At 41.9% G+C, this 26887-nt stretch carries 29 protein-coding genes; all 29 read right to left on the minus strand.

The window, feature by feature from the left end; genetic code table 11:
• Positions 1-45: 45 nt before the first annotated feature.
• A complete protein-coding gene (locus BQ7400_RS02345) occupies positions 46-840 on the minus strand; it encodes a Nif3-like dinuclear metal center hexameric protein (RefSeq protein WP_072469332.1) in 795 nt (264 codons plus the stop codon).
• Entirely contained in the window at positions 827-1504 is a 678-nt protein-coding gene (locus BQ7400_RS02350; protein ID WP_072469333.1) for a tRNA (adenine(22)-N(1))-methyltransferase, read from the minus strand. Before BQ7400_RS02350 ends, BQ7400_RS02345 begins: the two co-directional genes overlap by 14 nt.
• The gene (gene rpoD / locus BQ7400_RS02355) at positions 1504-2604 is read right to left on the minus strand and encodes an RNA polymerase sigma factor RpoD (RefSeq protein ID WP_034439558.1); all 1101 of its coding nucleotides are present in this window, start codon (positions 2602-2604) and stop codon (positions 1504-1506) included. The genes BQ7400_RS02350 and rpoD overlap by 1 nt, the downstream gene beginning before the upstream one ends.
• Positions 2582-4375 (minus strand): DNA primase, encoded by a 1794-nt coding sequence (gene dnaG / locus BQ7400_RS02360; RefSeq protein WP_072469334.1) that lies wholly within the window; start codon positions 4373-4375, stop codon positions 2582-2584. The genes rpoD and dnaG overlap by 23 nt, the downstream gene beginning before the upstream one ends.
• Before the next feature lie 2 nt (positions 4376-4377).
• A complete protein-coding gene (locus BQ7400_RS02365) occupies positions 4378-5388 on the minus strand; it encodes a deoxyguanosinetriphosphate triphosphohydrolase (RefSeq protein ID WP_072469335.1) in 1011 nt (336 codons plus the stop codon).
• Positions 5389-5396: 8 nt separating this feature from the next.
• On the minus strand, positions 5397-6215 hold the full coding sequence (locus BQ7400_RS02370; protein ID WP_034439667.1) for a pyruvate, water dikinase regulatory protein: 819 nt from the start codon (positions 6213-6215) through the stop codon (positions 5397-5399).
• A 10-nt stretch (positions 6216-6225) separates the two neighbouring features.
• Positions 6226-6843 (minus strand): CBS domain-containing protein, encoded by a 618-nt coding sequence (locus BQ7400_RS02375; protein ID WP_072469336.1) that lies wholly within the window; start codon positions 6841-6843, stop codon positions 6226-6228.
• A gap of 9 nt (positions 6844-6852) precedes the next feature.
• Positions 6853-8934 (minus strand): glycine--tRNA ligase subunit beta, encoded by a 2082-nt coding sequence (glyS, locus tag BQ7400_RS02380; protein ID WP_072469337.1) that lies wholly within the window; start codon positions 8932-8934, stop codon positions 6853-6855.
• Positions 8927-9811, minus strand: a complete 885-nt coding sequence (gene glyQ / locus BQ7400_RS02385; protein WP_072469338.1) for a glycine--tRNA ligase subunit alpha — start codon at positions 9809-9811, stop codon at positions 8927-8929. Before glyQ ends, glyS begins: the two co-directional genes overlap by 8 nt.
• A gap of 16 nt (positions 9812-9827) precedes the next feature.
• Positions 9828-10550 carry a DNA repair protein RecO gene (gene recO, locus BQ7400_RS02390; RefSeq protein ID WP_072469339.1) on the minus strand — a complete coding sequence of 241 codons (723 nt, stop codon included), beginning with the start codon at positions 10548-10550 and terminating at the stop codon, positions 9828-9830.
• Positions 10537-11424 (minus strand): GTPase Era, encoded by an 888-nt coding sequence (era, locus tag BQ7400_RS02395; RefSeq protein ID WP_072469340.1) that lies wholly within the window; start codon positions 11422-11424, stop codon positions 10537-10539. Before era ends, recO begins: the two co-directional genes overlap by 14 nt.
• Positions 11421-11825: a cytidine deaminase gene (cdd, locus tag BQ7400_RS02400; RefSeq protein ID WP_072469341.1), complete on the minus strand. Its 405-nt coding sequence runs from the start codon at positions 11823-11825 to the stop codon at positions 11421-11423. Before cdd ends, era begins: the two co-directional genes overlap by 4 nt.
• Positions 11818-12534: a diacylglycerol kinase gene (locus tag BQ7400_RS02405; protein ID WP_072469342.1), complete on the minus strand. Its 717-nt coding sequence runs from the start codon at positions 12532-12534 to the stop codon at positions 11818-11820. The genes cdd and BQ7400_RS02405 overlap by 8 nt, the downstream gene beginning before the upstream one ends.
• The gene (ybeY, locus tag BQ7400_RS02410; RefSeq protein ID WP_052099196.1) at positions 12521-12994 is read right to left on the minus strand and encodes an rRNA maturation RNase YbeY; all 474 of its coding nucleotides are present in this window, start codon (positions 12992-12994) and stop codon (positions 12521-12523) included. The genes BQ7400_RS02405 and ybeY overlap by 14 nt, the downstream gene beginning before the upstream one ends.
• Complete coding sequence (locus BQ7400_RS02415) at positions 12975-13991, minus strand: PhoH family protein (protein ID WP_034439537.1); 1017 nt, start codon at positions 13989-13991, stop codon at positions 12975-12977. The genes ybeY and BQ7400_RS02415 overlap by 20 nt, the downstream gene beginning before the upstream one ends.
• Before the next feature lie 18 nt (positions 13992-14009).
• Complete coding sequence (locus BQ7400_RS02420; RefSeq protein WP_072469343.1) at positions 14010-14372, minus strand: hypothetical protein; 363 nt, start codon at positions 14370-14372, stop codon at positions 14010-14012.
• Positions 14372-15361, minus strand: a complete 990-nt coding sequence (floA, locus tag BQ7400_RS02425; protein ID WP_034439533.1) for a flotillin-like protein FloA — start codon at positions 15359-15361, stop codon at positions 14372-14374. The genes BQ7400_RS02420 and floA overlap by 1 nt, the downstream gene beginning before the upstream one ends.
• Before the next feature lie 3 nt (positions 15362-15364).
• Positions 15365-16204 (minus strand): NfeD family protein, encoded by an 840-nt coding sequence (locus BQ7400_RS02430; RefSeq protein ID WP_072469344.1) that lies wholly within the window; start codon positions 16202-16204, stop codon positions 15365-15367.
• Between the two features lie 70 nt (positions 16205-16274).
• A complete protein-coding gene (locus tag BQ7400_RS02435; RefSeq protein ID WP_034439040.1) occupies positions 16275-16724 on the minus strand; it encodes a GatB/YqeY domain-containing protein in 450 nt (149 codons plus the stop codon).
• 12 nt (positions 16725-16736) lie between these two features.
• The gene (rpsU, locus tag BQ7400_RS02440) at positions 16737-16916 is read right to left on the minus strand and encodes a 30S ribosomal protein S21 (protein ID WP_009431570.1); all 180 of its coding nucleotides are present in this window, start codon (positions 16914-16916) and stop codon (positions 16737-16739) included.
• Between the two features lie 110 nt (positions 16917-17026).
• Positions 17027-17365 (minus strand): histidine triad nucleotide-binding protein, encoded by a 339-nt coding sequence (locus BQ7400_RS02445; RefSeq protein ID WP_034439037.1) that lies wholly within the window; start codon positions 17363-17365, stop codon positions 17027-17029.
• A 2-nt stretch (positions 17366-17367) separates the two neighbouring features.
• Complete coding sequence (gene mtaB / locus BQ7400_RS02450; RefSeq protein WP_281245064.1) at positions 17368-18645, minus strand: tRNA (N(6)-L-threonylcarbamoyladenosine(37)-C(2))-methylthiotransferase MtaB; 1278 nt, start codon at positions 18643-18645, stop codon at positions 17368-17370.
• A 37-nt stretch (positions 18646-18682) separates the two neighbouring features.
• On the minus strand, positions 18683-19387 hold the full coding sequence (locus BQ7400_RS02455; RefSeq protein ID WP_072469346.1) for an RsmE family RNA methyltransferase: 705 nt from the start codon (positions 19385-19387) through the stop codon (positions 18683-18685).
• On the minus strand, positions 19380-20288 hold the full coding sequence (prmA, locus tag BQ7400_RS02460; RefSeq protein WP_072469347.1) for a 50S ribosomal protein L11 methyltransferase: 909 nt from the start codon (positions 20286-20288) through the stop codon (positions 19380-19382). The genes BQ7400_RS02455 and prmA overlap by 8 nt, the downstream gene beginning before the upstream one ends.
• Positions 20289-20296: 8 nt before the next feature.
• Positions 20297-21421 carry a molecular chaperone DnaJ gene (gene dnaJ / locus BQ7400_RS02465; RefSeq protein ID WP_072469348.1) on the minus strand — a complete coding sequence of 375 codons (1125 nt, stop codon included), beginning with the start codon at positions 21419-21421 and terminating at the stop codon, positions 20297-20299.
• A gap of 166 nt (positions 21422-21587) precedes the next feature.
• Positions 21588-23234 carry a DEAD/DEAH box helicase gene (locus tag BQ7400_RS02470; protein ID WP_072469349.1) on the minus strand — a complete coding sequence of 549 codons (1647 nt, stop codon included), beginning with the start codon at positions 23232-23234 and terminating at the stop codon, positions 21588-21590.
• A 221-nt stretch (positions 23235-23455) separates the two neighbouring features.
• Complete coding sequence (gene dnaK, locus BQ7400_RS02475) at positions 23456-25279, minus strand: molecular chaperone DnaK (RefSeq protein WP_034439026.1); 1824 nt, start codon at positions 25277-25279, stop codon at positions 23456-23458.
• Positions 25280-25290: 11 nt separating this feature from the next.
• Positions 25291-25818, minus strand: a complete 528-nt coding sequence (gene grpE, locus BQ7400_RS02480) for a nucleotide exchange factor GrpE (protein WP_072469350.1) — start codon at positions 25816-25818, stop codon at positions 25291-25293.
• Between the two features lie 13 nt (positions 25819-25831).
• The gene (gene hrcA, locus BQ7400_RS02485) at positions 25832-26854 is read right to left on the minus strand and encodes a heat-inducible transcriptional repressor HrcA (protein WP_034439023.1); all 1023 of its coding nucleotides are present in this window, start codon (positions 26852-26854) and stop codon (positions 25832-25834) included.
• Between the last annotated feature and the right edge of the window lie 33 nt (positions 26855-26887).

Here is a 26887-nt window from a genome sequence, read left to right on the forward strand (position 1 = left end):
CTCTACCTCCTGGTTTAATTTTAGTCTTTTTATCTATTTACTATACTAACAACGGGAAGTTTTCCTGTCAAGAAAACACTTTTGAACAATAAAATCGCAAGACCCATAAAGGACAGTTCTTTCCTGCTTAAACAGGTCCTGTAACTTTTCCAAGACATATTTTTCACTGTCATAGTGGCCAATGTCAATGAGGCAAAAATTCTTTTCATAGGCATCTTGGCCGTCATGGTATTTAACGTCCCCAGTGATGAAAAGGTCGGCTCCTGCTTGAATGGCCCTATCAAGAAATTCTGCTCCACTACCTCCTAGAATAGCAATTCTTTCTACGGATTGGGGGGCCCTTCCATAGACGATAGGCTCCCGGTATTGGGTCAAGTCCTCCAACCTGGCCAAAAGATCTTCCATGGTCTTAAATTGCCCCTTAGCCAGATAACCCATATTTCTTCCCTGGTCATCCAAATAGAATGGAGCCAGGTCTTCCAGGCCTAACTTTTCAGCTAGGGCATCATTCACTCCATTCTTAGCTCGATCCAAGTTTGTGTGGGCTGATAAAATAGATATCTTTTCTTTCAGGGCCTGGTAGACTAGGCCGGACTTGTAGTCCTCCACATCAATTCTTTGTAGGCCCTTAAAAAACATAGGATGGTGGGAAACAATCACATTACAGTCCTGCTTTATCGCTTCTTCCAAGACCCGGTCTGTCACATCTAGGCAAAGTAAAATTCCCCGAACCTTTTCTTGAGGAAAATAAATTTGAGGCCCTACAGGGTCCCAATCCTCCGCCAAATTTTCCGGAGCAAATTCACATAGGCCTTGATAGATTTCTTTAACAAAACGCATCCAACCACTCCCTTAACTTCAATAATTTCTTTTCCACTTCTTCTAACTTTTCCTCTTGCCTTGAGGGGTCTTGAGCCTTTTTTATGAAGCTTGATAGATTTTCCAAACGCTTAATTTCATAATCTATCCAGGCTTTTTTTATGGGGCTCTTGTCTTTTAAAAAGGCCCTATAGGGGTCTTGGTTTTCCTTGCACAGGTCAGGATTATAAAAGACTTTAAAAATATGATAATACTTCCCTCGTTCATAGGCCATGTCTTCCTTTTCGATATAAAAGCCTAGGTCTTCTAAATTTTCTCTTAAAAAGTCAACAGCCTGCATGGGCTGAAGAATTAAATATTTGCAGGATTTTGCAATTTCCATTCCCTCTTGGAGGATTGTATAAATCAAGTTTCCACCCATACCAGCTATGACAATGGCCTGGCACTCTCCTGGCTTCAAAGGAGCTAGACCATCGCCCAAACGGCATTGAATTTTTTCACTGCCCCAGGAGCTACAAAGGGCCTTGGCCTTTTCCAGGGAAGGGGCAGAAATATCTGTAGCAATGGCAAAGTTCGCCTTTTTTTCTTTTAGAAATGTATAAGGCACGAACCCATGGTCCGTGCCAATATCTGCCATTGTGTCAACTGGATCCGATAAGGATAGGATTTTTTCTAGTCTCTCCATTATTCCAAGTAGTCCTTTAATTTTTTGCTGCGACTGGGGTGTCTTAATTTCCTCAAAGCCTTGGCTTCAATTTGTCGAATCCTTTCCCGGGTCACATCAAATTCCTTACCTACTTCTTCCAGGGTTCTGGCCCGGCCATCTTCCAGGCCAAAGCGTAGGGTTAAGACCTTCTTTTCCCTTTCTGTTAGGGTGGTTAAGACCGTGTCTAACTGTTCCTTTAAAAGGGTAAAGGTCGCTGCATCTACAGGAGAGAGAACTTCGTCATCCGGAATAAAGTCTCCCAGGTGGGAATCTTCTTCTTCCCCAATGGGCGTTTCAAGGCTGACTGGCTCTTGGGCAATTTTTTGAATTTCCCGGACCTTTTCCACATCCAGATTCATCTCTTGGGCAATTTCTTCCGGAGAAGGATCCCGTCCCAAGTCTTGGACCAATTGTCTTTGAACACGGACAAGCTTGTTGATGGTTTCTACCATGTGAACAGGAATCCGGATTGTCCTAGCTTGGTCCGCAATGGCCCTTGTAATGGCTTGACGAATCCACCAGGTGGCGTAGGTTGAAAATTTAAATCCCTTGGTGTAGTCAAATTTTTCCACAGCCTTCATAAGGCCCAGGTTCCCTTCTTGAATCAAATCAAGAAAGCTCATGCCCCGACCTACATAGCGCTTGGCAATGCTAACAACCAAACGAAGGTTGGCTTCAGCTAATTCTTGCTTGGCCAGCTCATCGCCAGTTTCCATTCTCTTGGCGATAGCTACTTCCTCATCCGCAGTTAAAAGAGAAATTTTTCCAATTTCCTTTAAGTACATTCGCACAGGGTCGTCAACGCTAACACCCTTGGGAACAGACAGGTCATCTTCCCTGTCCTTTTTGTCCTCATCTTCTTTTTCTTCCTTGTCTTCATCGCCAATTAAGTCAATTCCATGATCTTCAAAGTTTTGATAAAGGTCATCTATTTCATCGCTATCCAGCTCTTCGCATTGGTCAAGAGCTTGGGCAATGGTTTCATAGCTTAACTTACCATCCTTCTTCCCTTTTTTCATTAACTGGTCGATAATGATCCCTCTTGAGTTTTCGGGTTTATTCGTTAGTTCTGTTTTCATATCGATCCCCCTCTAAAATCTGCTTATTTATTTCATTAAATTCTCGAATTAAGTCTGAAAGATCCCGGCTACTGTCAGCCTCAGCATCATCGATGTCTTGAATCAATTCCTGCCTTCTCTTCTTTAAATAGTTTATCTCGAGTCTATGCAGGGCTTCTTCTGCAATTTGGTCATTCATTGTCGGGTTAATTTCCAAATTCTTTAAAAAATAGCCCTCTTCCCTGGATAAATAATTCTTTTCAACCCACCGGTCCGCAGTCCCCTCTACATCCAGAGGGAAGTCCAGGTTTTCCAAAGTCTTTAAGTCTTCAAAGGCCCGTTCATAACCCGTGTTGTTCCAAATTATTTTTCTTTTTTGAAAGTCATCAAAAAGATTCTTATCCATTAAAAGAACCCGCATCAGGCTCCTTTGGTGGATATTGCTGCCAATGTCCGAATCCGGTCCTGTTCGAATTGTAGGCGCTTTTTCCACAACATTCTTCCTGGCTTGGCCAGATTCAATTTCCGCCTTCAAGCTTTCCCGGCTAATTTGATAGTTTCTAGAAACCTGGTCAATGTAGATGTCTCTTTCCACAGGACTTTGGACTCCCCTTAAGAGTTTAGAAACTTCTTTTAAAAAACCTATTTTACCCTCTGCTGAGTCTAATGTAAAGTTTTTTTTCAAATCTTCAATAAGATATTCAATGGCATCCTTGGCTCTTTTTACTTCCAACTCAAAAGCATCAGGTCCCTGACTTTTTATAAAGTCATCCGGGTCCATCCCATCCTTGAGACAGATAATTTTTGCCTTAATTCCCACAGAAAAAAGGATGTTGATTGCTCGCTTTGTCGCCCGAATTCCAGCTTCGTCCCCATCATAGCAAACGAAAACCTCCTGGCCATATTTTTTTAGCAATTGTCCCTGGTCCTTGGTTAAGGCTGTTCCCAAACTGGCTACAGCATCATAAATCCCTACACTTCCCAGGGCAATGACATCCATGTAACCTTCAACAAGAATAATCCGGTCCCGGTTCTTTTTTTGCTGGATGATATTTAAACCATAGAGATTGTTCCCCTTGTGAAAGATTGGGGTGTCCCTGGAATTTAAATATTTAGGGCCATAATCACTGTTAAACTGTCTGCCACCAAAGCCAATGACCCTACCCCTAGAATTGATAATGGGGAAAATAATCCGATTTTTAAAGCGGTCAGATGCCTCACCACTGGTTTGATTGATAAAAACTAAATTGCAGTCTTCAATCTCATTTAACTTATACCCCAAAGAAAGTAAATGTTCACACAAATCTTTTTTCCGCAAGGGAGCGTAACCCAGGCCATACTTTAGGATGGTTTCTCTTCCCACTCCCCGATTTTCCAAGTAAAGCAAGGGGCCCTTTTCCCTGGATAAGTTTTTCATGTAAAAAAAGGCGGCTTCTCGATTGATTTGATATAAGTTTTCTAAGTACTTTTTCTTGGCTTGATCCAATTTATTCTCTTCTTTTAACTGGACCCCATACCGCTTGGCCAATTCCTCTACCGAATCCACAAAGCTCATATGGTTGTGTTCCATCATAAAGCTAAAAATGTCCCCTGTGGCATGGCAGCCAAAGCAATAATAATACCCTTCTCTTTCGCGAACGTGAAAAGAAGGTGTTTTTTCATTATGAAAAGGGCACAGGCCTACATAGCCTGAGCCTGTTTTTTTTAGCTGGACATACTGTCCGATAAGGTCGACAATATTGGCCCGGTCCTTTATTTCATTTAACACATCGTCATCAATTCGATAAGACATTTTTATCCCTTCCAATGTTTTGGCATAAATAACTCCGTCCAACATTGCATGGCAAACCGATCCGTCATTCCAGCGATATAATCACATACTTGGTCTGCGCGAGAGTCTTCTCTATCCTTATATAGGGCAATATGCTCTTGGGGAAGATCTTCTTCCATATAATAAGTATACAGGTCTCCAATAACCTTTTTAATCTTGTCTTCGTCCCCCTTGGCCTTGGGGTTTAAGTAAACCCGCTTAAACATAAAACTTCTCAGACCCATCATCTCTTGGTAGATATCTTCTACCATACCCACTTGTCCATTTTGGTCAAAATAATCCAAAATCCCCCGGATAAGACTTGTAATCCTCTGACTTTTTGTCTCACCGAGATACTTCCGACTGGACCTGGGTAGATCGTCTTGGTCAATAATTCCTGCTCGAAGAGCATCTTCAATGTCATGATTAATATAGGCAATCCGGTCGGCAAACTTGATAATTTTTCCTTCTGGAGTCTTGGCCACTTGGTCCCCTGAGTGGTTGACAATGCCATCCCTAACTTCCAGGGTTAGGTTTAGCCCTTGCCGGTTGTCCCCGTGCTCTAAAAAGTCTACGACTCTTAAACTTTGTTGATTATGCTTGAATCCCCCGGGGTGGATTTCATTTAGGACCTTTTCCCCACTATGACCAAAGGGGGTGTGACCTAAATCATGTCCCAAAGCCATGGCTTCTGTTAAGTCTTCATTTAAGGCCAGGGTCCTGGCAATGGTTCTGGCAATTTGTGACACCTCTAGGGTATGGGTAAGTCGGGTCCGGTAATGATCTTGCTCCGGAGCTATAAAAACCTGGGTCTTGTGTTTCAAACGTCGAAAACTTTTGGAGTGTAGGATTCGATCTCGGTCTCTTTGAAAGTCAGTCCTCCACCGACAAGGCTCTTCCGGCCTTAAGCGACCTTGGCTTTTTTTGGCAAGACTTGCTTGCTGGCAAAGAATCTCTTCTTCTAATGCTTCTAAGGCAAGACGATTTCTTAACATAATTCACCTCATAGTTCAGGATGATTAATGTATTCCAAAATTAACTCAGCAGTTTCTTCTATGGCCTTATGGGTTACATCAATAATGGGACATCCAATTTCCTTCATAACCCGAGTAGAATAATCTATTTCTTCCTGGATTCTCTTAAGGTCTGCATACTTGGTAGAGGAATGCAGTCCCAAAGACTTCAACCTCTCTTCTCTGATGGAAAAAATCTTATCCGACCCGGCAATGAGACCCACGATTTGTTTAGGGTCTTTTTTATAAACTTCTGCTGGTACTGGTACTTCCGGTACCAAGGGAACATTACAAACCTTGATTAATTTATGGGCCAGGTACATAGACAAGGGTGTCTTTGATGTTCTGGAAATACCAAGAATCAAAAGGTCTGAATCCATAATTCCCCTGGGGTCCTTACCGTCGTCATATTTTACCGCAAATTCAATGGCCTCTACCTTTTTAAAGTAGTTTTCATCCAGACGACGAATGAGTCCCGGTTCCCTAAGGGGTCCATAACCCAAGGCTTGCTCCAGGGCCTTCATGGGAGGGCCCATGACATCCACTGTGGGGATATTCAACTCTTTTGTCCTGTTTTCAATGTACTTTCTGGTATTTTCTTCCACATTTGTATAAATGAGCGCCTTTTTTTCCTTTGTAATCATGTCTTCAAAAACAGGCTCAATGGCTTCTATGGAGTTATGATAAGGAAATCTTAAAATTTCATAATCCGAAGCTTCAAATTGCTTGGCTGCTGCCTTGGCGATTAATTCTCCAGTTTCCCCAATGGAATCTGAAATTACATAAATCATTAATGGATTGTCTTTCATACTCTCTCCCTTAATCATTTCCTACCACTTCTACAAATAGTTTTGCAATATTCGTTTTCGTATAGCGTCCCACCACGAGATATCCGCCTTCCTGCTTGGATACGACAGGAATGGCATCAATGTCGTGTTCTACAATGAGTCTTGTCGCCTCCAACACTGAGGCATCCTTATCAACTTTTATAATCTTGGGTTCTCTTGTCATTAGGACCCCTACCGGGGTTGTTTGAGTTTGCCCTCCCAGAAAGGACCTTAAGAGGTCTTTTCTGGAAACGACCCCAGTGAGTAGACCTTCATTTGTGACAAACAAGGTGCCAGCATCTTCTAAAAATAAAGATACCACGGCATCATAAATGGACGTTTGCTCATCAACCAGGGTGGGTAGACTCATCACTTCTTCTACGGACATACTTAAAGATTCCCTGCGTTGATTCACAGATCCATTGTGGCCTAGATAATAGTAACCTACCTTGGGTCTTGCTCCTAGAACTTCCACCATGGTTAAAAGAGTAAAGTCTGGTCTAAGGGTTGCACGAGACAAATTTAATTTGCTTGCTATTTTCTCCCCCGTAATGGGTTGAAATTCCTTTACAATATCGATAATTTTTTTCTGTCTCGCTGTAAACTTCATGGAATCATCCTATTCTAAAACTAATTGGTTGATATCAAGAATCCCCTTAACTTCTTCATAAATATTATGAAGCATACTTAACCGGTTAGAGGACAAGATTGGATCTTCTGTTAAGACCATGACTTGGTCAAAATAATCATGGATGGTGTCTGTCAGTTCATTTAGACTTTGCATCTTGGCTAGGTAGTCTGAAGGTTCAATTTCTTCATCCATTTTCGCCTTAACCCTTGTAAATTCTTCATACAATTTCTTTTCTTGGTCTTCCAGGAGCTGGTCTTGAGAAAATTCCATAGAGTCTTGGTATTTTACAGCCAAATGTCCCAAGCGGATATAGGCTTCAAAGAAGTCTTTAGGCAGGTCCTCAAGGGCAACTTTTAGGTCTTGGCAGCGTTTAAAGATGTCTACAACATCATCCAAGCCTGTAGCTAAGACGGCATCAATAAGGTCATAGCGGTAGCCTTCGTCCAAGAGCATTTGTCGAATACGTCCCAATAAGAAATTCATAATGGCTTCTTTGACGATATTGTAGTCAAAGACCAATTCTTGGCGACCTACATAAATATATAGGGCATAGTCAACGACAATGGACAAGGGCAGGTGCCAATTTTTATTTTTAATAATGTTAATTAAGCCAATAGCCTGTCTTCTAAGTCCAAAGGGGTCTTGGCTCCCTGTAGGAATCAGGTCAATGGCAAATAGACCTACAATGGTATCTAACTTGTCGGCTATGGACAAAATAGATCCTGTTGTTGTAAGAGGCAGGTCTCCGTTGGCCTTACGAGGCATGTATTGCTCATTTAAGGCAGTGGCTATAATATCCGGTCTTCCTTCATTTTTGGCATAAATTGCCCCCATAAGGCCTTGAAGTTCTGTAAACTCTTGAACCATATTGGTTACCAGGTCTGTCTTGGCTAGATTTGAAGCTTTTCCTAGGGCAATTTTGGTTTCTTCAGCCACTTGCAAGTAATCGCCAATTTGTTCAGTCAAGGCTTGAAGACGACCAGTCTTATCATAGAGGGTTCCCAGTTTGTCATGGAACATAACACCCTTTAAGTCTTCCAGTCTATCTTCTAGTTTTCTCTTTTGGTCTTCTTCATAGAAAAAGACGGCATCTTCCAGTCTGGCTGCCAAAACTTTTTCATTCCCTTGGGCTACAATTTCCTCATAGTCGCTATTTCCATTTCGGATGGTAATAAAGTAGGGTTTTAAGGCTCCCTCTGTATCATAAACAGGAATATATCTTAGGTGCTCCCTCATGGGTGTTGTAATGACTACAGGGGGTAGGCTCATGTACTTTTCATTGACATTTCCTACAATGGCTGTTGGGTATTCTACGATATAGGTTAGTTCTTGGAAAAGATCTTCGTCTTCCTTGATTTCCCCACCCAGAGCCTTGGCCTTACGCGTGGCTTGGTACTTAATTTTTTCATACCGCTTCTTTTGGTCTACCAAGACATAGTTTTCCAAGAGCAGGTCTTCATAGGAGTCCACATTTGGGATAAGAAGAGGGTTTTTACCCAAGAAGCGATGACTTCTGCTTTCTTGTCCCACAGGAATTCCTTCAAAATCAAAGGCAATGACCCGGTCATTAAAGAGGGAGACAATCCAACGGATGGGTCTGGCAAAGCGGATATTCTTTCCGCCCCAGCGCATGTTTTTAGGAAAAGAAACTCCTCGAATGGATTCAGGAATAATCTCTTGTAGGATACTTTCAACATCCTTGCCTCCAGTTTGGATTTTTGCATAGATGTAGTCCGTTCCCTTGAGGTTTTCTTGGTAGAGGTCCTCTTCTGTTAAGCCCTTGCTCTTCATGAAACCTAGGAGGGGTTTGGTGGGCTGGTGGTTTTCATCATAAGAAATCTTTACAGATGGCCCCTTGACAATTTCTTCCATATTTTTTTGCTTGTCAGCAAGGCCCTTGATGATGATGGTCAACCGTCTAGGTGTTGCTAGACTCTCAATTTCATCATAGTCTACAGCTTGTTCATCTAGACGTTTTTTTATTTGATCCTTTAATTGACCTAGCCCCATTTCAACAAATCTAGCCGGAAGTTCTTCTACTCCAATTTCAAGTAAATATTGATTATTCATGGTCTGCACCTGCCTTTAAAAGTGGAAAGTCCATTTCTTCTCTTTGTTTTAAATATTCTGAAGCAACCTTCCTTGCCAAATTTCTTACTCTTGCAATATAGCCTGTCCGTTCAGAAACAGAAATCGCTCCCCTGGCATCTAGGACATTAAAGGTGTGCGAACATTTTAAAACATAGTCATAGGCCGGCATAACCAGTCCTTTTTCAATAACTCTTTCTGACTCTTTTTCATAGGTGTCAAAGAGACCTCTAAGCATTTGAACGTCTGCCAACTCAAAACTATAGACTGAATGTTCATATTCTGCCTTGTGGAAGATATCTCCATACTTTAATTGGTCGTTCCAGCTAATGTCATAGACATTGTCCACATCTTGAAGGTACATGGCAATCCGTTCCAAACCATAAGTCAATTCCGCTGATTCCAGGTCGCAGTTGATGGATCCTACTTGTTGGAAATAAGTAAATTGTGTGATTTCCATTCCATCCAACCAAACTTCCCAGCCCAAGCCCCAGGCACCTAGGGTTGGTGACTCCCAGTTGTCTTCTACAAAACGAATGTCGTGCTTTTTCACGTCAATCCCAATCATTTGTAGACTTTTTAAGTAAAGGTCTTGGACATTTTCCGGTGATGGTTTTAAGATGACTTGCAGTTGGTGGTGTTGGTAGAGACGGTTTGGATTCTCCCCATAGCGGGCATCTGCAGGCCGTCTAGATGGTTCAACATAGACTGTTTTCCAAGGTTCAGGCCCTAAAGCCTTTAGGAAGGTAAAGGGATTCATGGTTCCTGCTCCCTTTTCTATGTCGTAAGGCTCCATAATAATACAGCCTTGTTCTTTCCAATAGCTTTCTAAAGTTTGCATTAGTTCTTGAAAATGCATAAGTTCTTTATCCTCCTCAAAATGTGGCTAGTAAGTCATAGCTGTTAATTTTCGTAAGGTCTAAGTGTGTGTAAAGAAGGTCCATTAAAAGATCAAAGACCCAGTGTTCATCACAAGTGTTAGGCCCTGGTAGGTCATCCAAGGGATTATATAAAATCTTTTCTATATAGTCTAGGTCCTCCTCTTGGATAATTCTTCCTTTTCCAGCTTTTAAGCCATATTCTATAATACCACTTTTTGGGTCAAAATACCTAGTACTATTGCCTATAAATTTTGATTTTTTCCCAATCATTGGCCGGTAGCCCAAAAAGGTCAGACCCTTAATTAAAAAAGCATTTATCAGGGTTTTTGAAAATCCTTCTTCCAGCTGACTTAGGGTCTTATCCACCAAGTCATACATTTTTGTATTGACCTGGCCATATTCCAAGCTTTTATCCAAAACTTCTAAAATAAATGTTCCGGCCACCATGGCCCGAAAGTCATTTTTTAACTTATAGTGGTCCTTGATAATCTTGCCTTCGTGGATGTAGGCGAAGGTCTTACCCATGGAAAAAAGATAGTCCCCTTCCAACATAGGTTGGCTTAAAGATAGGATTGAGCTTTTTGCCCTCAGGGCCCCCTTGGCCATAACGGCTAATTTTCCCCGGTCCCGGGTGAAAATCCGCAGGATTTTACTGGACTCGCCGTAGACCTGTTCATCAAGGACAATCCCCCGACTTCTAAATCTATTGGTAGCCAAATCGCTCAACCTGATTTTCTTTTTCCCGCCAATCCTTGGACACCTTGACCCACAATTGTAGGTTGATTTTTGTATCCAACAACCGTTCCAAATCTAGGCGACTGGCAGATCCGATTTTCTTTAGAATACTCCCTGATTTTCCAATGATAATTCCCTTGTGGCTCTTTCTTTCCACAAAAATTGTGGCTTCAATATCCATCAAATTTTTATTTTCTCGCATCTTCATGGATTCAACCACCACCATGACCCCATGGGGCACTTCCTCTTGGAGGTTTTCCAGGGCCTTTTCTCGAATGAACTCAGCGACAATAAATTTTTCCGGCTGGTCTGTAATCATGTCATCGGGAAAATATTGGGGTCCTTCAGGTAAAAAGCTCTCCAGGGTCGATAAGTATTCCCCTATATTCTCTCCATTGATGGCTGAAATTGGAATAATTTCTTCAAAAAGATTTAACTTGGCATATTGGTCAATCAAGGGTAGGATATCCGGCTTTGGAATTTCATCAATCTTGTTGATGAGTAGGATCATTGGAGTCTTATCCTTAAATCCCTCTAATTCTTTGAAAATCCATTGGTCCATGCTTCCTATTTTCTTAGAGGCATCCACCATGGCTGTAATCACATCCACCTCTCCCAAAGTTTCCCTGGACACTCCCAACATATAGGTCCCCAGCTTGTTTTTTGGCTTTTGGATTCCCGGTGTATCCATGAAAATAATTTGAGCCTCTTGAGTTGTGTGGATCAATTGAATTTTATTTCTTGTGGTTTGAGGTTTATTGGAGGTGATGGACAATTTTTCACCTACAATCCGGTTGATTAGGGTCGACTTTCCTACATTGGGCCGACCAATAATTGTAACAAATCCTGACTTCATCTCGTCTCCTTTTTTAAATCTTTTTCCGAAAAACTAAAGGGCAAAAGTTCTTCCAAAGAGTATTCTTTAAACTCATCTTCCTTGTTGACAATGTATATCTTCATATTTGGGTCTGCAAATTCTACCATGACCTGCCTACAGACTCCACAAGGCATGGTATCTTTGGCATCCCCTGTAATAGCAATAGCTTGAATGGATTGGGCTCCGTCAGAAATAGCCTTGAAGATGGCCACTCTTTCTGCACAAATTGTAGGAGAATAGGAGGCCGTTTCAATATTGCATCCCCCATAAATTTTGCCATTGTCTCCTAGGGCACAAGCCCCTACGTGAAAATGAGAATAGGGGACATAGGCCCGGCCTTTCATTTTTAAAGCTTCTTTAAATAGGTCTTTTTTATCCATAATATCCCACCAATCGATAGATGATAAAGGCCACTAGGCTCCCTACCAGAGCTCCTAGAACAACTTCCGATACCTTGTGAATCTTTCCCTCTACCCGAGACTGGGCCACAAGAAAGGCGATAAAGTAAGCTAAGCCTATAACCAGGCCTTTGACAACAATTAGGCTGATAATGGTGGCCATGCAAAAAGCCAAGGCTGTATGCCCACTTACGGCGCCCCCTTGAAAGAAGGTCCCTCCACTACGGTGCATCCACAGGAGTTTGCCTGCCACCACGAGAACAATCACCAGAAAAACTGCCACAAAGGCCAAGTGGGGGTTGGAAGACCTGAGTTTAAAAACCAGGAGTTCCGTTCCTGTGTTCAGTCGATCAAAGAAGATCAGGTAGCCCACCACCAAGGCATTTAAAGAAGCAATTAATACTGCTCCAGCCGCAATGTCCTTGGCCAATTTGGCAACAGGATTGTAACTCTGGGTTACCAGGTCTACTGTTCTTTCAATGGCGGTATTGATTAACTCACTGGTTAAAACAAAGGTCACCGCAAAGAAAAGAAGCATAAATTCTACCCGGGTCAGGTTAAAAAACAAGCTCCCCACAATAACTGCAATGGCTGCTAGGTAGTGGATTTTCATATTTCTTTCCGTCCGGAGAGACGAGATAATCCCCTGAACTGCATAGTTAAAGGAGCTGATAAAATTACCCCTCTTCATGGTCTACCTCATCCCCATCAAGACAGGCCATAATTTCTTTTTCCCTAGCCCGCATGACCTTTTTATCCTCAGGATCCATATGGTCATAACCTAGGCAGTGTAAGATGCTATGGACTGTCAGATATTGCAATTCATGTTTAAAGCTATGGCCATATTCTTGGGCCTGGCTGGCAATCCGGTCCAGGTTGATAACCACATCTCCCAATTCCAAATGGCCATCAAAACTTTCGTTAATGGGAAAGGATAGGACATCCGTAACTGAATCCACTTGACGATAGGTCCTATTTAGCTCTTGTATTTCTTCAGGAGATACAAGAGATAGGCTGATTGCCACCTCATCTTCAATTCCTTCTTGGCCCAGAGCCACTTGACAAGCCTCGACTATGGCCTGGTAGTCATCCTCTTTTATATCACAATCATTTAAATTTAAGAAGATTTTTTCACTCTTTAGCTTGTTCATCAACCTCTTCCTCTTTCTTTATTTCATCCTTTTTGGCCTTTTCCTTGGAGTCAAACCGGTCATAGGCGTCGATAATTCTTTGGACCAAGGGGTGTCTCACAATATCATAGCGGGTTAAATACACACTGGAAACTCCTCTTACATCTTTTAAGATTTGTAAAACTGTCTTTAAACCCGATTTTTTTCCGGCAGGTAGGTCAATTTGGGTAATATCCCCTGTTATAATTGCCTTGGATCCAAAGCCCAGACGGGTTAAAAACATCTTCATCTGCTGGGTCGTTGTATTTTGGGCCTCATCTAAAATAATATAGGCATTGTCCAGGGTCCGCCCCCGCATATAGGCCAAGGGTGCCACTTCAATCAGGCCCTGTTCTACGTATTTTTGATAGGTGTCATGGCCCATTAAATCAAACAAAGCATCATATAGGGGCCGTAAATAGGGGTCCACCTTCATTTGTAGGTCTCCCGGTAAAAATCCAAGGCTCTCTCCTGCTTCAACAGCCGGCCTGGTTAAAATAATTCTAGATACCTTTTGTTCCTTAAAGGCCTTGACTGCACAAGCCATGGCAAGATAGGTCTTTCCTGTTCCCGCCGGTCCCACACCAAAGACAACATCATTTTTTTGGATGGCATCCAGGTATCTTTTTTGACCCAGGGTCTTGGCTCGGATGGATTTTCCCGTTGCCGTATACACAAAAGTTTCACCATATAAGTCCACCAAGTTTGACTCAATCCCGTCTTTTTTTAAATTCATTGCATACAGGATGTCTTGCTTGTCCAGTCTTTTTTGTTTTTGCAAAACTTGAAGAAGTTGGTCAATGAGGTCTTTAACCTGGTCTGCCTTGTCCTGGGGCCCCTTAATTGTTAAAGTCAATCCATCCAGCTGGATTTTCACGCCAAAATTTTCTTCAATTAATTGTATGTTTTCATCCAACCTCCCCAATAAGGAGGAAACTTGATCGTTGGATTCAAATTCAACACTTGCTCTTTCTTGCAAAAATATCCACCTTTCTTTTTATCTTCTTGGATGTCGATATTTATTTCTAAACCTGGGTCTTTCAAAAATTGTCTGATAGACCATTCCTCGAGCCCAATAGGGAAGGTCCTCCAGGTCTAAAAACTCTTCCTGGGCTCCCTTGTCTCCAGGATTAGTCCGAAGGTCCTCTTGTCTTTTTTCTTGAATCTTTTGGCCAAATCCAGGGTCTTTTTTCTTTTTCTTCTTCATGGGCCTATCTTTTTGTCGACTTGTCCCTTTTTTTCTGACTAAACCTTGTCCTTCTTGGGCTAATTTTAAATCTGCTTGGTCCAATTTCACAAGGTTTTCTTCCAAAAGGTCAACCAGGTCTTTTATGGATTGGTGTTTTAAAAAAAGGCCCATTAGTTCTTATCCTTGTCCCTAGAGGAATCTTTTTTAATCATCTTTTCCTTGGGGTCTGTCGCCTTTGAAATGGCTTCTCTCATGGAGGTGTCGCTAAGGACATTTTGCATTTCATAGTAATCCATGACTCCCAGGTGGCCTTCTTTTAAGGCTTCTGCCAAGGCCAAAGGAACTTGAGACTCAGCTTCTACAACCTTGGCCCGCATTTCTTGTTCTTGGGCCATGGCCATGGCACGACGTTCTGATGCCTTGGCTTCGGCAATCTTCTTGTCAGCTTCCGCTTGGTCTGTTTGAAGTCGGGCCCCAATATTTCGAGCAACATCCACATCAGCAATATCGATGGATAAAATCTCGTAGGCTGTTCCTGAATCCAGTCCCTTTTCCAAAACCACCTTTGATATGGAGTCCGGATTTTCCAAAACGGCCTTGTAACTTGCTGCCGACCCTACTGTTGTTACAATTCCTTCCCCAACCCGGGCAATAATTGTTTCTTCTCCTGCTCCACCTACCAGGCGGTCAATGTTGGCCCGGACAGTTACCTTTGCCTTAACAATCACTTCAATTCCGTCTTGGGCTACAGCAGAAATATTGGGGGTTTCAATAACCTTGGGATTAACAGATACTTGGACAGCCTCTAAAACATCCCGACCAGCTAGGTCAATGGCTGCCGCTTGTTCAAATTCTAGATTGATATTGGCTCTTTGAGCTGCAATTAATGCATCAACCAGGGTGTTGACATTTCCTCCAGCTAAATAATGAGCCTCTAGGTTTTCGATTTTCAGGTCCAAGCCTGCCTTTGTGGCCTTAATCATGGGGTTGACAATCCTCCTAGGCCGAACCCTTCTTAGCCGCATTCCCACAAGGGTTGTAATTTTTATAGAAACACCAGAGAAAAAGGCCGTAATCCATAGACCAAGGGGGACAAAATTTAAAAATAAAATCACTCCTAGAACTACAAGAGCCACTAAGCCCAAAATCAAATACTCCATCTTTTACTTCCTCCTTACCATAATTTTTGATCCCTGGACCTTAACTACTTCCACGGGATTCGATTTTTCAATAAATTCACCATCACTAACGGCATCCAGTTTTTCTCCCTGGACGGAGATAAAGCCCGATGGCCTAAGACTTGTCAGGGCGATACCCAAGTCTCCAACTTGGACAGGGCTTTGGGGGTTTGAACTATACCCTCTTTTTTTATTGTTGGTAATCTTCAAAGTAACCCGGTCTAGCCAGGGGGAGCGAACTCCTTTTTTAATCAAAATTAAAATACTCGCCAGGGTGAATAAAGTGGCAACAGTTAGACTCTCAAAAGCTGCGTTGACAGAGTGCATGGCCGTCATTAGGCCTAGAAAAATGGACAAGATTCCCAAAACTCCCGGAATGCCAAAACCAGGAATAAAAGCCTCTACAAGCAAGAGAAAAACTCCCAGGATAAAGAAAAAAATAGATATGGGGCTGGCATAGCCTGCCAAAATATTTCCTATAAAGAAAAAAGCGAAGGATAGGGCACTGACTATCCCCCATAGGGCAAATTTGGGCCTGAATAATTCCAGGACAAGGCTAACCATCCCTAAAATAAGGAGGGAGTCCACAATCCATGAATTGGTCATAAGCTCTTGCATGGTTTTTTGAAGCTGGGTCTGGCCCCCTAATTTATCCTTATCTTGGATAAATAGGGTCAAGTCCCTACTAGCAGAAGGCTTTACCCCCTCTTCTTGCAGGGATGATGTCCAAAGTTCCCGAGACCAAGTCTGACCTTCCAGGGGACTTGCATATGTAATTTGTCCCCAAAACATAAAAATGGTCAAAAGATAAATAATTTTTTTCACTTTTACCACCACCTACTTATATATACCCAGGAAAAGTATTTATAAAAAAAGACCCGGAAAGTCCGGGTCATTATTCTTCTGTGAAGAATTCTTGCGCAAGACGATTAATGGTTTGACCATCTGCTTGCCCTTTAATACGGGGCATAATGTCTTGCATTAAACGTCCCATGTCCTTTTTACTATGGATACTTAAGCGGGAAATTGTCTCTTGCACAATGTCTTTAAGTTCATCTTCTGATAATTGTTTTGGCAAATAATCATACAAAATTTCAATTTCAGCCTCTGTGGCGTCTACTAAATCTTGTCGATTGCCTTTTTTAAATTCGTCGATGGACTTTTTCTTTTCCTTGACTTGCTTGGATATAATGGCTAAAACATCTTCATCCTTTAAGTCAACTCGTTCATCAACTTCTTTTTGTTTTATGGCTGCACGCACCATAGTAATGGTGTCTTTGCGTTGTTTGTCTTTTTCTTTCATCGCCTTTTTTAAATCGGCCATAAGTTCTTCTTTTAAAGACATATTCACCATTCCTTAGTATTTACGTTTTTTACGACGTGCTTCTTCAGACTTCTTTTTACGACGTACGCTGGGTTTTTCATAATGTTCTCTCTTACGATATTCCTTTAATACACCGCTAGTAGCACATTGACGTTTGAAGCGCTTTAAAGCATTGTCCAATGATTCATTTTCTCCTACACGGATTTCTGACATAATTTCCCTCCTCTCATTTCTAAGAGTTAAGCCTATGGCTAATACTGTATCATTATACACGATTTCATCAAAAATAGCAACGATTTTCCCTAGGCTAAAGTTCTAGGCCATCAACCTGGTGGCCATTGCAAAGATCTCTGTCCTAAAATATGGAAATGAAGGTGGTCTACGCTTTGTCCCCCGTCTTCCTTGCAGTTGTTGACAATCCGGTAGCCATTTTCACAACCTAGGCTTCTGGCGATTTCTGCAGCCTTTAAGAAAATATGACCAATTAATTCTGCATCTTCTTCTTTTAAATCGTCAGCACTTTTGATGTGCTTTTTTGGGACTAAAAGAAAGTGTACAGGAGCTTGGGGGTCGATGTCCTTGAAGGCAAACATCTCTTCATCTTCGTAAATTTTTTCGCTGGGAATCTCCCCTGCTATAATTTTACAAAATAGGCAGTCCATTTTTACCTCCTTATTTGGAATTCTACAGGTTCCACTGTCTTGTCTTTTATTGTACCATGATAGATTTTATTTGTTAAGTTCTCTTGACTGGAAGCCGCCACCCGGATGTAGTTGGTGGTATAGCCATGATAGAGGCCCCTTTCCTCTTTTTCAAACAAGACTTCCAGGTCTCGATTCCTATTTTGTTCAATAAAATCCAAAGAAAGCTCTTCTCCAACCTCCATTAGGGCCTTGGACCTCATCTGCTTTATGTTACCATCTATCTGTTTCATACCAGCAGCCTTGGTTCCCTCTCTTGGAGAATATGGGAAGACGTGGATCCTGGAAAAACCAACTTTTCTTACAAAGTCTTTTAAAATTTCAAAGTCCTCTTCTTCTTCACCTGGAAAACCTACAATACAGTCTGTTGTCAGCCCGGCATAGGGCATGTATTTCCGGATAATTTCCGTTTTTTCGAAAAATTCTTCCTGGCTATACTTTCGGTTCATGGCCCTTAAAATCTTATTGGATGCATGTTGCATGGACAGGTGGAAATGGTCACAGACCTTCCCTGTTGCCTGGAGCCTTTGAATAAAGTCCTCCGTCACCAGTCTGGGATCTACACTGGACAGGCGGATCCGCCTTAGACCGGGAATCCTGGCGATCCGCTCAATCAAATCAATTAGGCGAATTTCTCCTAAGTCTACCCCGTAACTAGCAACATGGATTCCTGTTAAAATCACTTCTTGGTAGCCCCGGTCCACTAAGGATTGAATTTCTTCCAGGGTTTCTTGGGGATCTCTAGACCGAATGGGCCCCCGGGCATAGGGAATGATGCAATAGCTGCAAAATTGATTGCAGCCATCCTGGATTTTCACATAGGCCCGGGTGTGGTCCTTTTGGTCTTCTATGGAAAAACTTTCGAATTCTCTATGCTTTGAAGAATCTGTAACATGGACTATTTTTTGTCTCTTGGTCAAAATTTCTTCGACATAGTCCACAATTTTATTCCGGTCCTTGGTCCCCATGACCAAGTCCACATCTTCCATGGCCTCTACTTGGTCCGGAGAAGTTTGGGCATAGCAACCCACCACAGCCACCACTGCCTGGGGGTTGGCCCTTTTACTCCTACGAATAAATTGCCGGCTCTTCCGGTCCGACAAGTTCGTTACTGTACAAGTATTGATGATGTAGATATCCGAAACTTCCTCAGGATCGTTGTGAACTGTGTAGCCGGCCTTTTTAAATAGCTCCAGCATGGCCTCGGATTCGTAGGCATTTACCTTACAACCCAGGGTCAAAATATGGACACTCTTTCTATGATTTGTAGAGATAAAATCACCTCTCTTCCATTAAGCAATATACTCGGTCTCCAGCAATTAAAGGAGCCGTTTCCGTTCTTAAGATGTTTTTTCCCAGACTTACTGGATGACCGCCTCTGGCCTTGATTAGGTCAACTTCTTCAGAATCTAGACCACCTTCCGGACCAATGATTAGGGCAATGTTTTTTTCTTGACCCTGAATATAATCTTTCATAAAGTGGTCTTTTTCTTCTTCATAACAAACCAAAATCAAGCTATCCTTGGGAAGAATTTCTAGACCTTCCTTTAAGGTCATGGGAGGGTAGACCTGGGGAATGTCTACTTGTTTCGATTGTTTTGCAGCTTTTTCCACAATTTTTTCCCAGCGATTTTTTAGCTTGTCCCATTTATGGTCGACCTTCCTCAGGCTTCTTTTCATTTGAATGGCCACAAAGGCGTCAATACCCACCTCTGTTCCATGCTCTAAAACTTCTTCCCACTTTTGCCCCTTAGCTAGGCCCTGTAAGAGGAAGACCCGGTAGTCTTTTTGCCTGGCTTCTAATTTTTCTTCCAAGGCCAAGCTCCCATCTTGAGCACTGTTGTCTGTCAGCCTCGCCCTATAGAGGTCCCTCTTATAAACTGCCTCCAGGGAATCCCCAGATGTCATCCTTAACACATGAAAGAGGTGGTGGAGGTCTTCCGGGCTTAGTTTTTGGTCGTCATTTAAAAATACCCTAGTCATTTTTCGCCCTAGCCACAATGACAGACCAATCATTTTTGTCCTGGTCCTCTAGAAGGGTAAATCCTTGTTCTTTTAAAGCCTCCATAACGGCAGGCTTTTTTTCTGTAAGGATTCCTGAGGCAATAAAGATTCCTCCCTTTTTCAAACATTGGTCCAAGTCTCCCAAAAAGCCAATGATAATTTCAGCAAAGATATTGGACACCACCAGGTCTGCCTTTTCTTTGAAGTTAGCCAGGAGGTCCCCCTTGGAAAACGCACAATTTTCACAGGAGTTCAACTGACTATTATGGTAGGATGCCTCAATAGCTAGAGGGTCAATATCCACTCCTTGGACCCGACTTGCTCCTAAAATCGAGCTGGCCACAGATAGGATCCCCGATCCACAGCCTACATCATAAACCAGGTCTCCCTGGCGGACATATTTTTCCAGCATTTCCAGGCAAAAATAGGTTGTTTCATGACTCCCTGACCCAAAGGCCATGCCAGGATCAATTAAAATTTTCTGCCGGTTGGTCTCATAGGAGCTCCAATAGGGAACAATGGCCAGATTTTCCCCTAAATCAAAGGGTTGAAAGTATTTTTTCCAATCATTGGCCCAGTCAGATTCTTGTAGTTGTCTGACCCCCACTTCTCCCAGGTCATTTTCTACAATATAGCTTTCAAACTCTTTAATTAGACCCTTTTCCTCTTCCGATGGATAGAACTGGATAAACAATTGTCCTTTTTTTGTATTTAAAAGGTTGTCATCAACATAGTCCCATTGAATTTCACTGAAATTTAATTCATCCACTAGGGCGGGAGTTTCCTCCCTAAAAGTGTCTACACCATGGTCCAATAGCCAGGATAAGACTTCATTATAATCTTTTTCTTGTCCAAATAGGCTTACTTCATAATATTGCATAGTCTCTCCTATTCTTCAAACCATTCCTTGACCCGGTCAAAAAAGCCCTTGCGTTCCGTCTTGGCTTCGCTGGGGCTTTCTCCCCTTAATTCTTCCAAGAGCTCCCTTTGTCTCTTGCTGATTTTTTGAGGAACAATAATTTCCACCCTAAAGTAAAAGTCACCCCGCCCTACAGATTGGAGCTTGGGTACTCCCTTGCCTGGCAAGCTAAATATCTTTCCTCCTACCGTTCCTGGGGGAAGGTCAAAACTTTCAATGGAATCCAGAGTGGGTACTTCAATTTTTGCCCCTAGGACTGCATCCATATAAGAAACTGGCAGGTCAATATAGATGTCATGGCCCTTTCTCTTAAAAATGGGATCCTCTTTTACAGAAATATAAATATAGAGGTCTCCTGCCGGTCCCCCATTTTCTCCATGGTTCCCTTCTCCAGGCATGGAAAGGATGCTTTTGTTATTGACCCCTTTTGGAATATGGACATGGATTTTTCTCGAAAAAATTTCTCGTCCACTTCCATGGCAATGAGAACAAGGAGTCTCTATGACTTCACCCTTTCCTTGACAATCCGGACAGGGAACCACTTGAACTACACGGCCAAAGGGGCTTTGCCGGCTTTCTCTAACCTGACCGGACCCATGACACCTTTCACACTTGTGGATTTCTGTTCCTTCTTCTGCCCCACTACCTTGGCAGCTCCGACAGGTTTCTGTCCGGCGAATGTTTACATCTTTTTCACAGCCAAAGACAGCTTCTTTGAAGTCAAGCTGGACATCAGCCCGAATATCGCCACCTCTTTTTGGAACCTTTTGATTGTTTGAAGCATAATTTCCTGAAAATCCGCCACCAAAAATATCAAAAAGATCTCCAAAAATATCGCCAAATCCACCAAAACCTCCTTGGCTGGCAAAACCATCTTTTAAAGAGTCTTCTCCATAGAGGTCGTAGTTTTGTCTCTTGCTTTCATCGCTTAAAACTTCATAAGCCAAGGAAACCTCCTTGAACTGTTGTTCCGCTTCCTTGTCTCCGGGATTCAAGTCCGGATGGTATTTTTTTGCCTGGATCCGGTAGGCTTTTTTGATTTCTCTTTGTGTTGCTTCTTTTTTGATTCCTAAAATTTCATAAAAATCTCTCAATCCAATCCCACTTTCTATCAATTTAAATGATATTATTGTACCCGATATTCATAAAAAAGGGAATACTTCTCCGCAAAAAGCCCCTAGTCCTTAAGATCTTGGACTTTTGGGCCTAACTTGGAAAATAGAATCCTTCTTCTGCTTTTTCCAAGCCTTAGAGTCTTCTTTATTTTTCCGAATACTCTGCCTTAAAGGGCTTGCCCTTGATCTTCTTACCCTCTAAATCCTTGAGGACCTTTTTAATGCTAGCTTTAGGCATTTCTACAAAAGTGAAGTTGGGCATAATGTTAATTCTCCCAATATCCTTGGTTGCCAGGTCTGTATATCTTCTAATGAGGCGGATGACCTCTCTTGAATCAACCCCATCTCTCTTCCCCTTGTTAATGAAGATTTTTGGCCCTTGGATCTTTTTATTTGCCCGGTCCTTCTTGTCCTTTTTGCCAAAACCAGCTGATTTTTTTGACCTGGATAATTCAAATTTTCTGCCAAAATCCACCCTGTCCAGTTCGGTCATGGTCTCATTATTGGCTTCTTGGTTAACCATCTTTAAAAGAGATGCTCCAATATCATAGAGGCTGTGGCCTTGACCTAAAAGTCTGTTTAACAGTTTTGTATATTCTTCTTGGTCTTCTGATGAGACTATGCTCTTATTGACCCTTTCATACAAACTTTCCATATTTTCTTTTTCAACGTCTTTTTTTGTAGGCAGACCCATCCTGTCCATTTTTATATTGGCATAGTCTTCAATTTCTCTAAATTTGTCATAGTCCTTATTGGTCACAAAAGTAAAGGAGATTCCCTTTTTCCCCGCCCTGGCTGTCCGGCCAATCCTATGGACATAGTATTCAGATTGTTGGGGCAGGTCGTAGTTAAAGACCAGGTCAATATCGGATATATCCAAGCCTCGAGCCGCTACATCTGTTGCAATTAATAGGTCAATGCTACCGTCTCTAAATTTTTTCATGACTTGGTCCCTGGAAGATTGTCTCATATCTCCATGGAGAGAGGCCACCTGGTAGCCCTTTTGGGCCATTTCCACTTCCAGGCTATCCACCATTCTTTTGGTGTTGCAAAAGATAATGGACTTACTGGCCCTATGCATTAGCAGGAGTCTGTTTAAAATCTCCGTCTTCATATTCCTATTTAATTCCAAATAGTATTGGTGAATTTTTTCAGCCGTTAATTCCTTCTTTTCGATAATGACCTTTTGAGGCTTATCTTGGTAGAGCTTGGAAAATCCCTTGATATTGTTGTCAAAGGTAGCAGAAAAAAACAAGGTTTGGCGGTTGGGATTGGTCTTTTCAATGATGGTCTTCATGTCATCCCTAAAGCCCATATCAAACATTTCATCCGCTTCATCCAAGACTAGAAAGTCCAGTCTGTCCAGCTGAAGGCTTCTCCTCTTCATGTGGTCCATAATTCTACCAGGAGTTCCAACAACAATACTTGCCCCACTTTTAAGTTGGCTTAGCTGTTTTCCCATATCAGCCCCACCATAAATGGCCACTACCCTAATAAACTTTTTATACTTGGCAAGTTTTTTTAATTCCTCCGTCACCTGCCTTGCCAGTTCCCTAGTAGGAACTAAGACTAGGCCCTGAGGGGCTTTTGATTGCTTATCTTGGATTTTTTCCACCATTGGAATTCCAAAAGACGCTGTCTTTCCCGTTCCTGTTTGGGCTTGGGCTAAAATATCACTGCCCTTTAGAATGTGGGGAATCGTTGCCTCCTGAACTTCTGATGGTTTCTCAAAGCCCATATCTTCAATTGCCCGTAAAAGATCTTTCGATAAGTTTAATTCATTAAATCTCAATATATTCTCCTAAATGTATTTTTTAAACAAAAAAGGCCGAGATTCACCCGGCCTTCAAGTTCCTTCTTTTTTTATTATACCATAAATCAAGCTAGATTTCTTGCTTTCTTACCTTATATTTTCTTTTCCCCTTATCGAACATGATGAAAAGAGGGACCCATATCTTGAGCCCCTCTTACCTTTTCTAAAAGCCGATCCCTCTCCATGAGGGTCCATCAGGCTTATTCTTCATCTTCATCGACAACTTCATAGTCTGCATCACTTACATTTTCTTCAGAATTTCCTGCTTCTCCCGGATTTCCTTGGCCTCCATTTTCCTTGTAGAGCTTTTCGGAAATTCCATAGAAGGCTTGGGTTAATTCTTCAGTTTTTGCCTTGATTGCATCAATGTCGTCTGAGTCTTTTACTTCTTTTAAGGCTGCAATAGCATCTTCAACCTTTTTCTTATCATCATCACCAATCTTACCTTCAACTTCTTTCAAGGTATTTTCTGCTTGGTAGATCATGGAATCTGCATTGTTTTTCACTTCAATGGATTCTTTTTTCTTGCTATCTTCTTCTGCATACATTTCTGCTTCTTTAACCTTTTCTTCAATTTCTTGGTCTGTTAGGTTGGAAGAGGAAGTGATGGTAATGTGTTGTTCCTTTCCAGTTCCTAAATCTTTAGCAGAAACATTTACGATTCCGTTGGCGTCAATATCAAAGGTAACCTCGATTTGAGGGATTCCTCGGCGAGCTGGAGCAATTCCGTCGAGTTGGAAACGACCCAAGGTCACATTGTCTGCAGCCATTTGACGTTCCCCTTGTAGAACATGGATGTCTACGCTGGTTTGGTTGTCTGCAGCTGTTGTAAATACTTGAGATTTTTTGGTAGGAATGGTTGTATTTCTTTCAATTAAGCGTGTAGTAACCCCACCCATGGTTTCAAGACCTAGGGACAAGGGAGTTACGTCAAGTAAAAGTAAGTCTTTTACATCTCCACTTAAAACTCCCCCTTGGATTGCAGCACCTAGGGCTACACATTCATCTGGGTTGATGTCTTTTTGTGGGTCTTTACCGATTAATTTTTTAACTGAATCTTGAACAGCAGGAATCCGAGTGGATCCACCAACCAATAGAACCTTATCAATATCTCCTGCAGATAGGCCAGCATCCTTTAAGGCTTCCTTAACTGGTCCTTCTGTTGCCTTTACAAGGTCCTTGGTCAAGTCATCAAACTTAGCCCTGGTTAGGTCCATATTTAAGTGAAGGGGACCTTCTGCTGTTGCAGTAATAAAGGGAAGGTTGATATTTGTAGACATGGTTGAAGACAATTCTTTTTTAGCCTTTTCAGCAGCTTCTTTTAAACGTTGTAGGCTCATCTTGTCAGCCTTTAAGTCAACACCGTGTTCCTTTTTAAAGGATTCAGCAATAAAGTCAATGACCCGGTTGTCGAAGTCATCCCCACCAAGTTTGTTGTTGCCTCGAGTTGCATGGACTTCAAAGACTCCATCGGATAATTCCAGGATGGACACGTCAAAGGTTCCTCCTCCAAGGTCAAAGACCATAACGGTTTGTGAATCCTTGTCCTTGTCTTCTCCATAGGCCAAGGCAGCGGCTGTTGGTTCATTGACAATCCGTTTAACTTCCAGGCCAGCAATTTTTCCTGCATCTTTTGTAGCTTGTCTTTGGGCGTCAGTAAAGTAAGCCGGAACGGTAATAACGGCGTCCGTTACTTTTTCTCCTAGGTAGCTTTCAGCATCTGCTTTTAATTTTTGAAGGATCATGGCTGAAATTTCTTGAGGAGAGTATTTCTTTCCATCAATTTCTACGCTGTAGTCACTTCCCATGTGCCTTTTAATAGAAGATATTGTCCGGTCAGGATTTGTAATTGCTTGACGTTTTGCTGTTTCCCCAACCAATCTTTCCCCATCTTTTGTAAAAGCCACTACTGAAGGAGTGGTACGGTTCCCTTCAATGTTGGGGATAATAATGGCGTCTCCACCTTCCATTACAGCTACAGCTGAGTTTGTTGTTCCTAAATCAATACCAATAATTTTGCTCATAATTTTCCTCCTTATTGTGAAACCTTGACCATGGCAGGTCTCAATACTTCATCATTTATCATATAGCCCTTTTGAACGACATCGATGACAACTCCTTCTTCCACACCTTCTTTTTCTTCTACTAAAACAGCGTGGTGCCGGTTGGGATCAAACTTTTCATTCAGAGCTTCCATTGGACATATATTGTTTTTCTTTAACAGGTCTAAAAGTTGCTGGTAAATCATTTCAACCCCTTCTTTAAAAGAGGATTCTTCATCTGAGTGGTCTAGAGCCCGCTCAAAATTGTCAATGACTCCCAATAAATCCAGGGCAACCTTTTTAACCCCCAGGGCTAAAAAGTCCTTTTTTTCTTTTTCAACCCTTCTTTTGTAGTTGGTAAAATCTGCCGTTAACCGAATGAGTTGGTCCTTATAGGGGTCTTCTTGACCTTCCGATACTACTTTTTCTTCCGGACAAGTTTTTTGCTCCTGGTCCAGGTCTTCCTCTAAAAGACTCTCCTCTTCCAGTTCCAAATCTTGCTTCTTTTTTTCTTTCGCCATTTCATCACCTTCTCTACATTACTTGAATACTTTTAGAAAGATTCTTTGCAACAGTGCTGACTATATCTATAATCCAGGGATAATCCATACGAACCGGCCCAATAACACCAATTTGTCCTATGCGGTTACTGTCAATAGCATAGGTTCCTGTTACTAAAGAGTTTTCGTGTAAAACTTCTTCTTTATGTTCCGAGCCGATAATAACATGCACATCTCCTAAATCCGTATCCTTAGGAAAGATTTCCACAATGTTTCTGGGATCTTCCATAAATTTAATTACATTTCTTGCCTTGCTAAAGTCTTGAAATTCTTCCATATCTAAAATACTTGTCAGCCCTTGGCTGTAGACATCCACCTTTTCGACCTTTTCCGTCAAGTGGATGGCTAGGTCCACAATGGCTGTAATTAGATTTTTATATTCCACCATATCCCCTTTTAATTGAATGTGGACGGAATCAAAGGAAGAGAAGTCAACACCGCATAAGTTTTTATTCAAGCTGTACTTTAAAGACTTTAAGTCTTCCTCAGAAATTCTATTCGGCAACCTTAAAATATTTTTTTCAACAATTCCCTGGTCACCAACAAGGATGACTAACAAAAACTTATCATGAATTGGCAACAATTCAATTTGCTTTAAGATACGATCTTGACGGCTGGGGGCCAGAACAAAAGCCGGAAACTTGGTAATTTCATTCAGCAGCTTTGCCGTTTGACTAAAAAGCTCCTCTGTTGAATACATGGCTTTTTTTAGCAGGTCAACAATATAGAGCTTTTGGTCTGAAGCAAGAGCCCGCTTTTGGTCCTTCCATTCCTCTACAAAAAACCTGTAGGCCTTGTCAGAGGGAATCCTCCCTGCAGAGGTATGGGGCTTGTTCAGGTAACCCAAGTCTTCTAAGTCGCTCATCTCATTGCGAATTGTAGCAGAACTCACTCCCAAGTCATATTCCTTTGAAATCTTTCTGGATCCTACAGGAATAGGGATTTCCAAGTAGGAGTGAATGATGGCATTTAATATTCTAATTTTTCGCTCATCCATCTTCTTCACCCTTTCTTATTAGCACTCAATTAA

Source organism: Urinicoccus massiliensis (genome assembly GCF_900120405.1).
Classification (GTDB): domain Bacteria; phylum Bacillota; class Clostridia; order Tissierellales; family Peptoniphilaceae; genus Urinicoccus; species Urinicoccus massiliensis.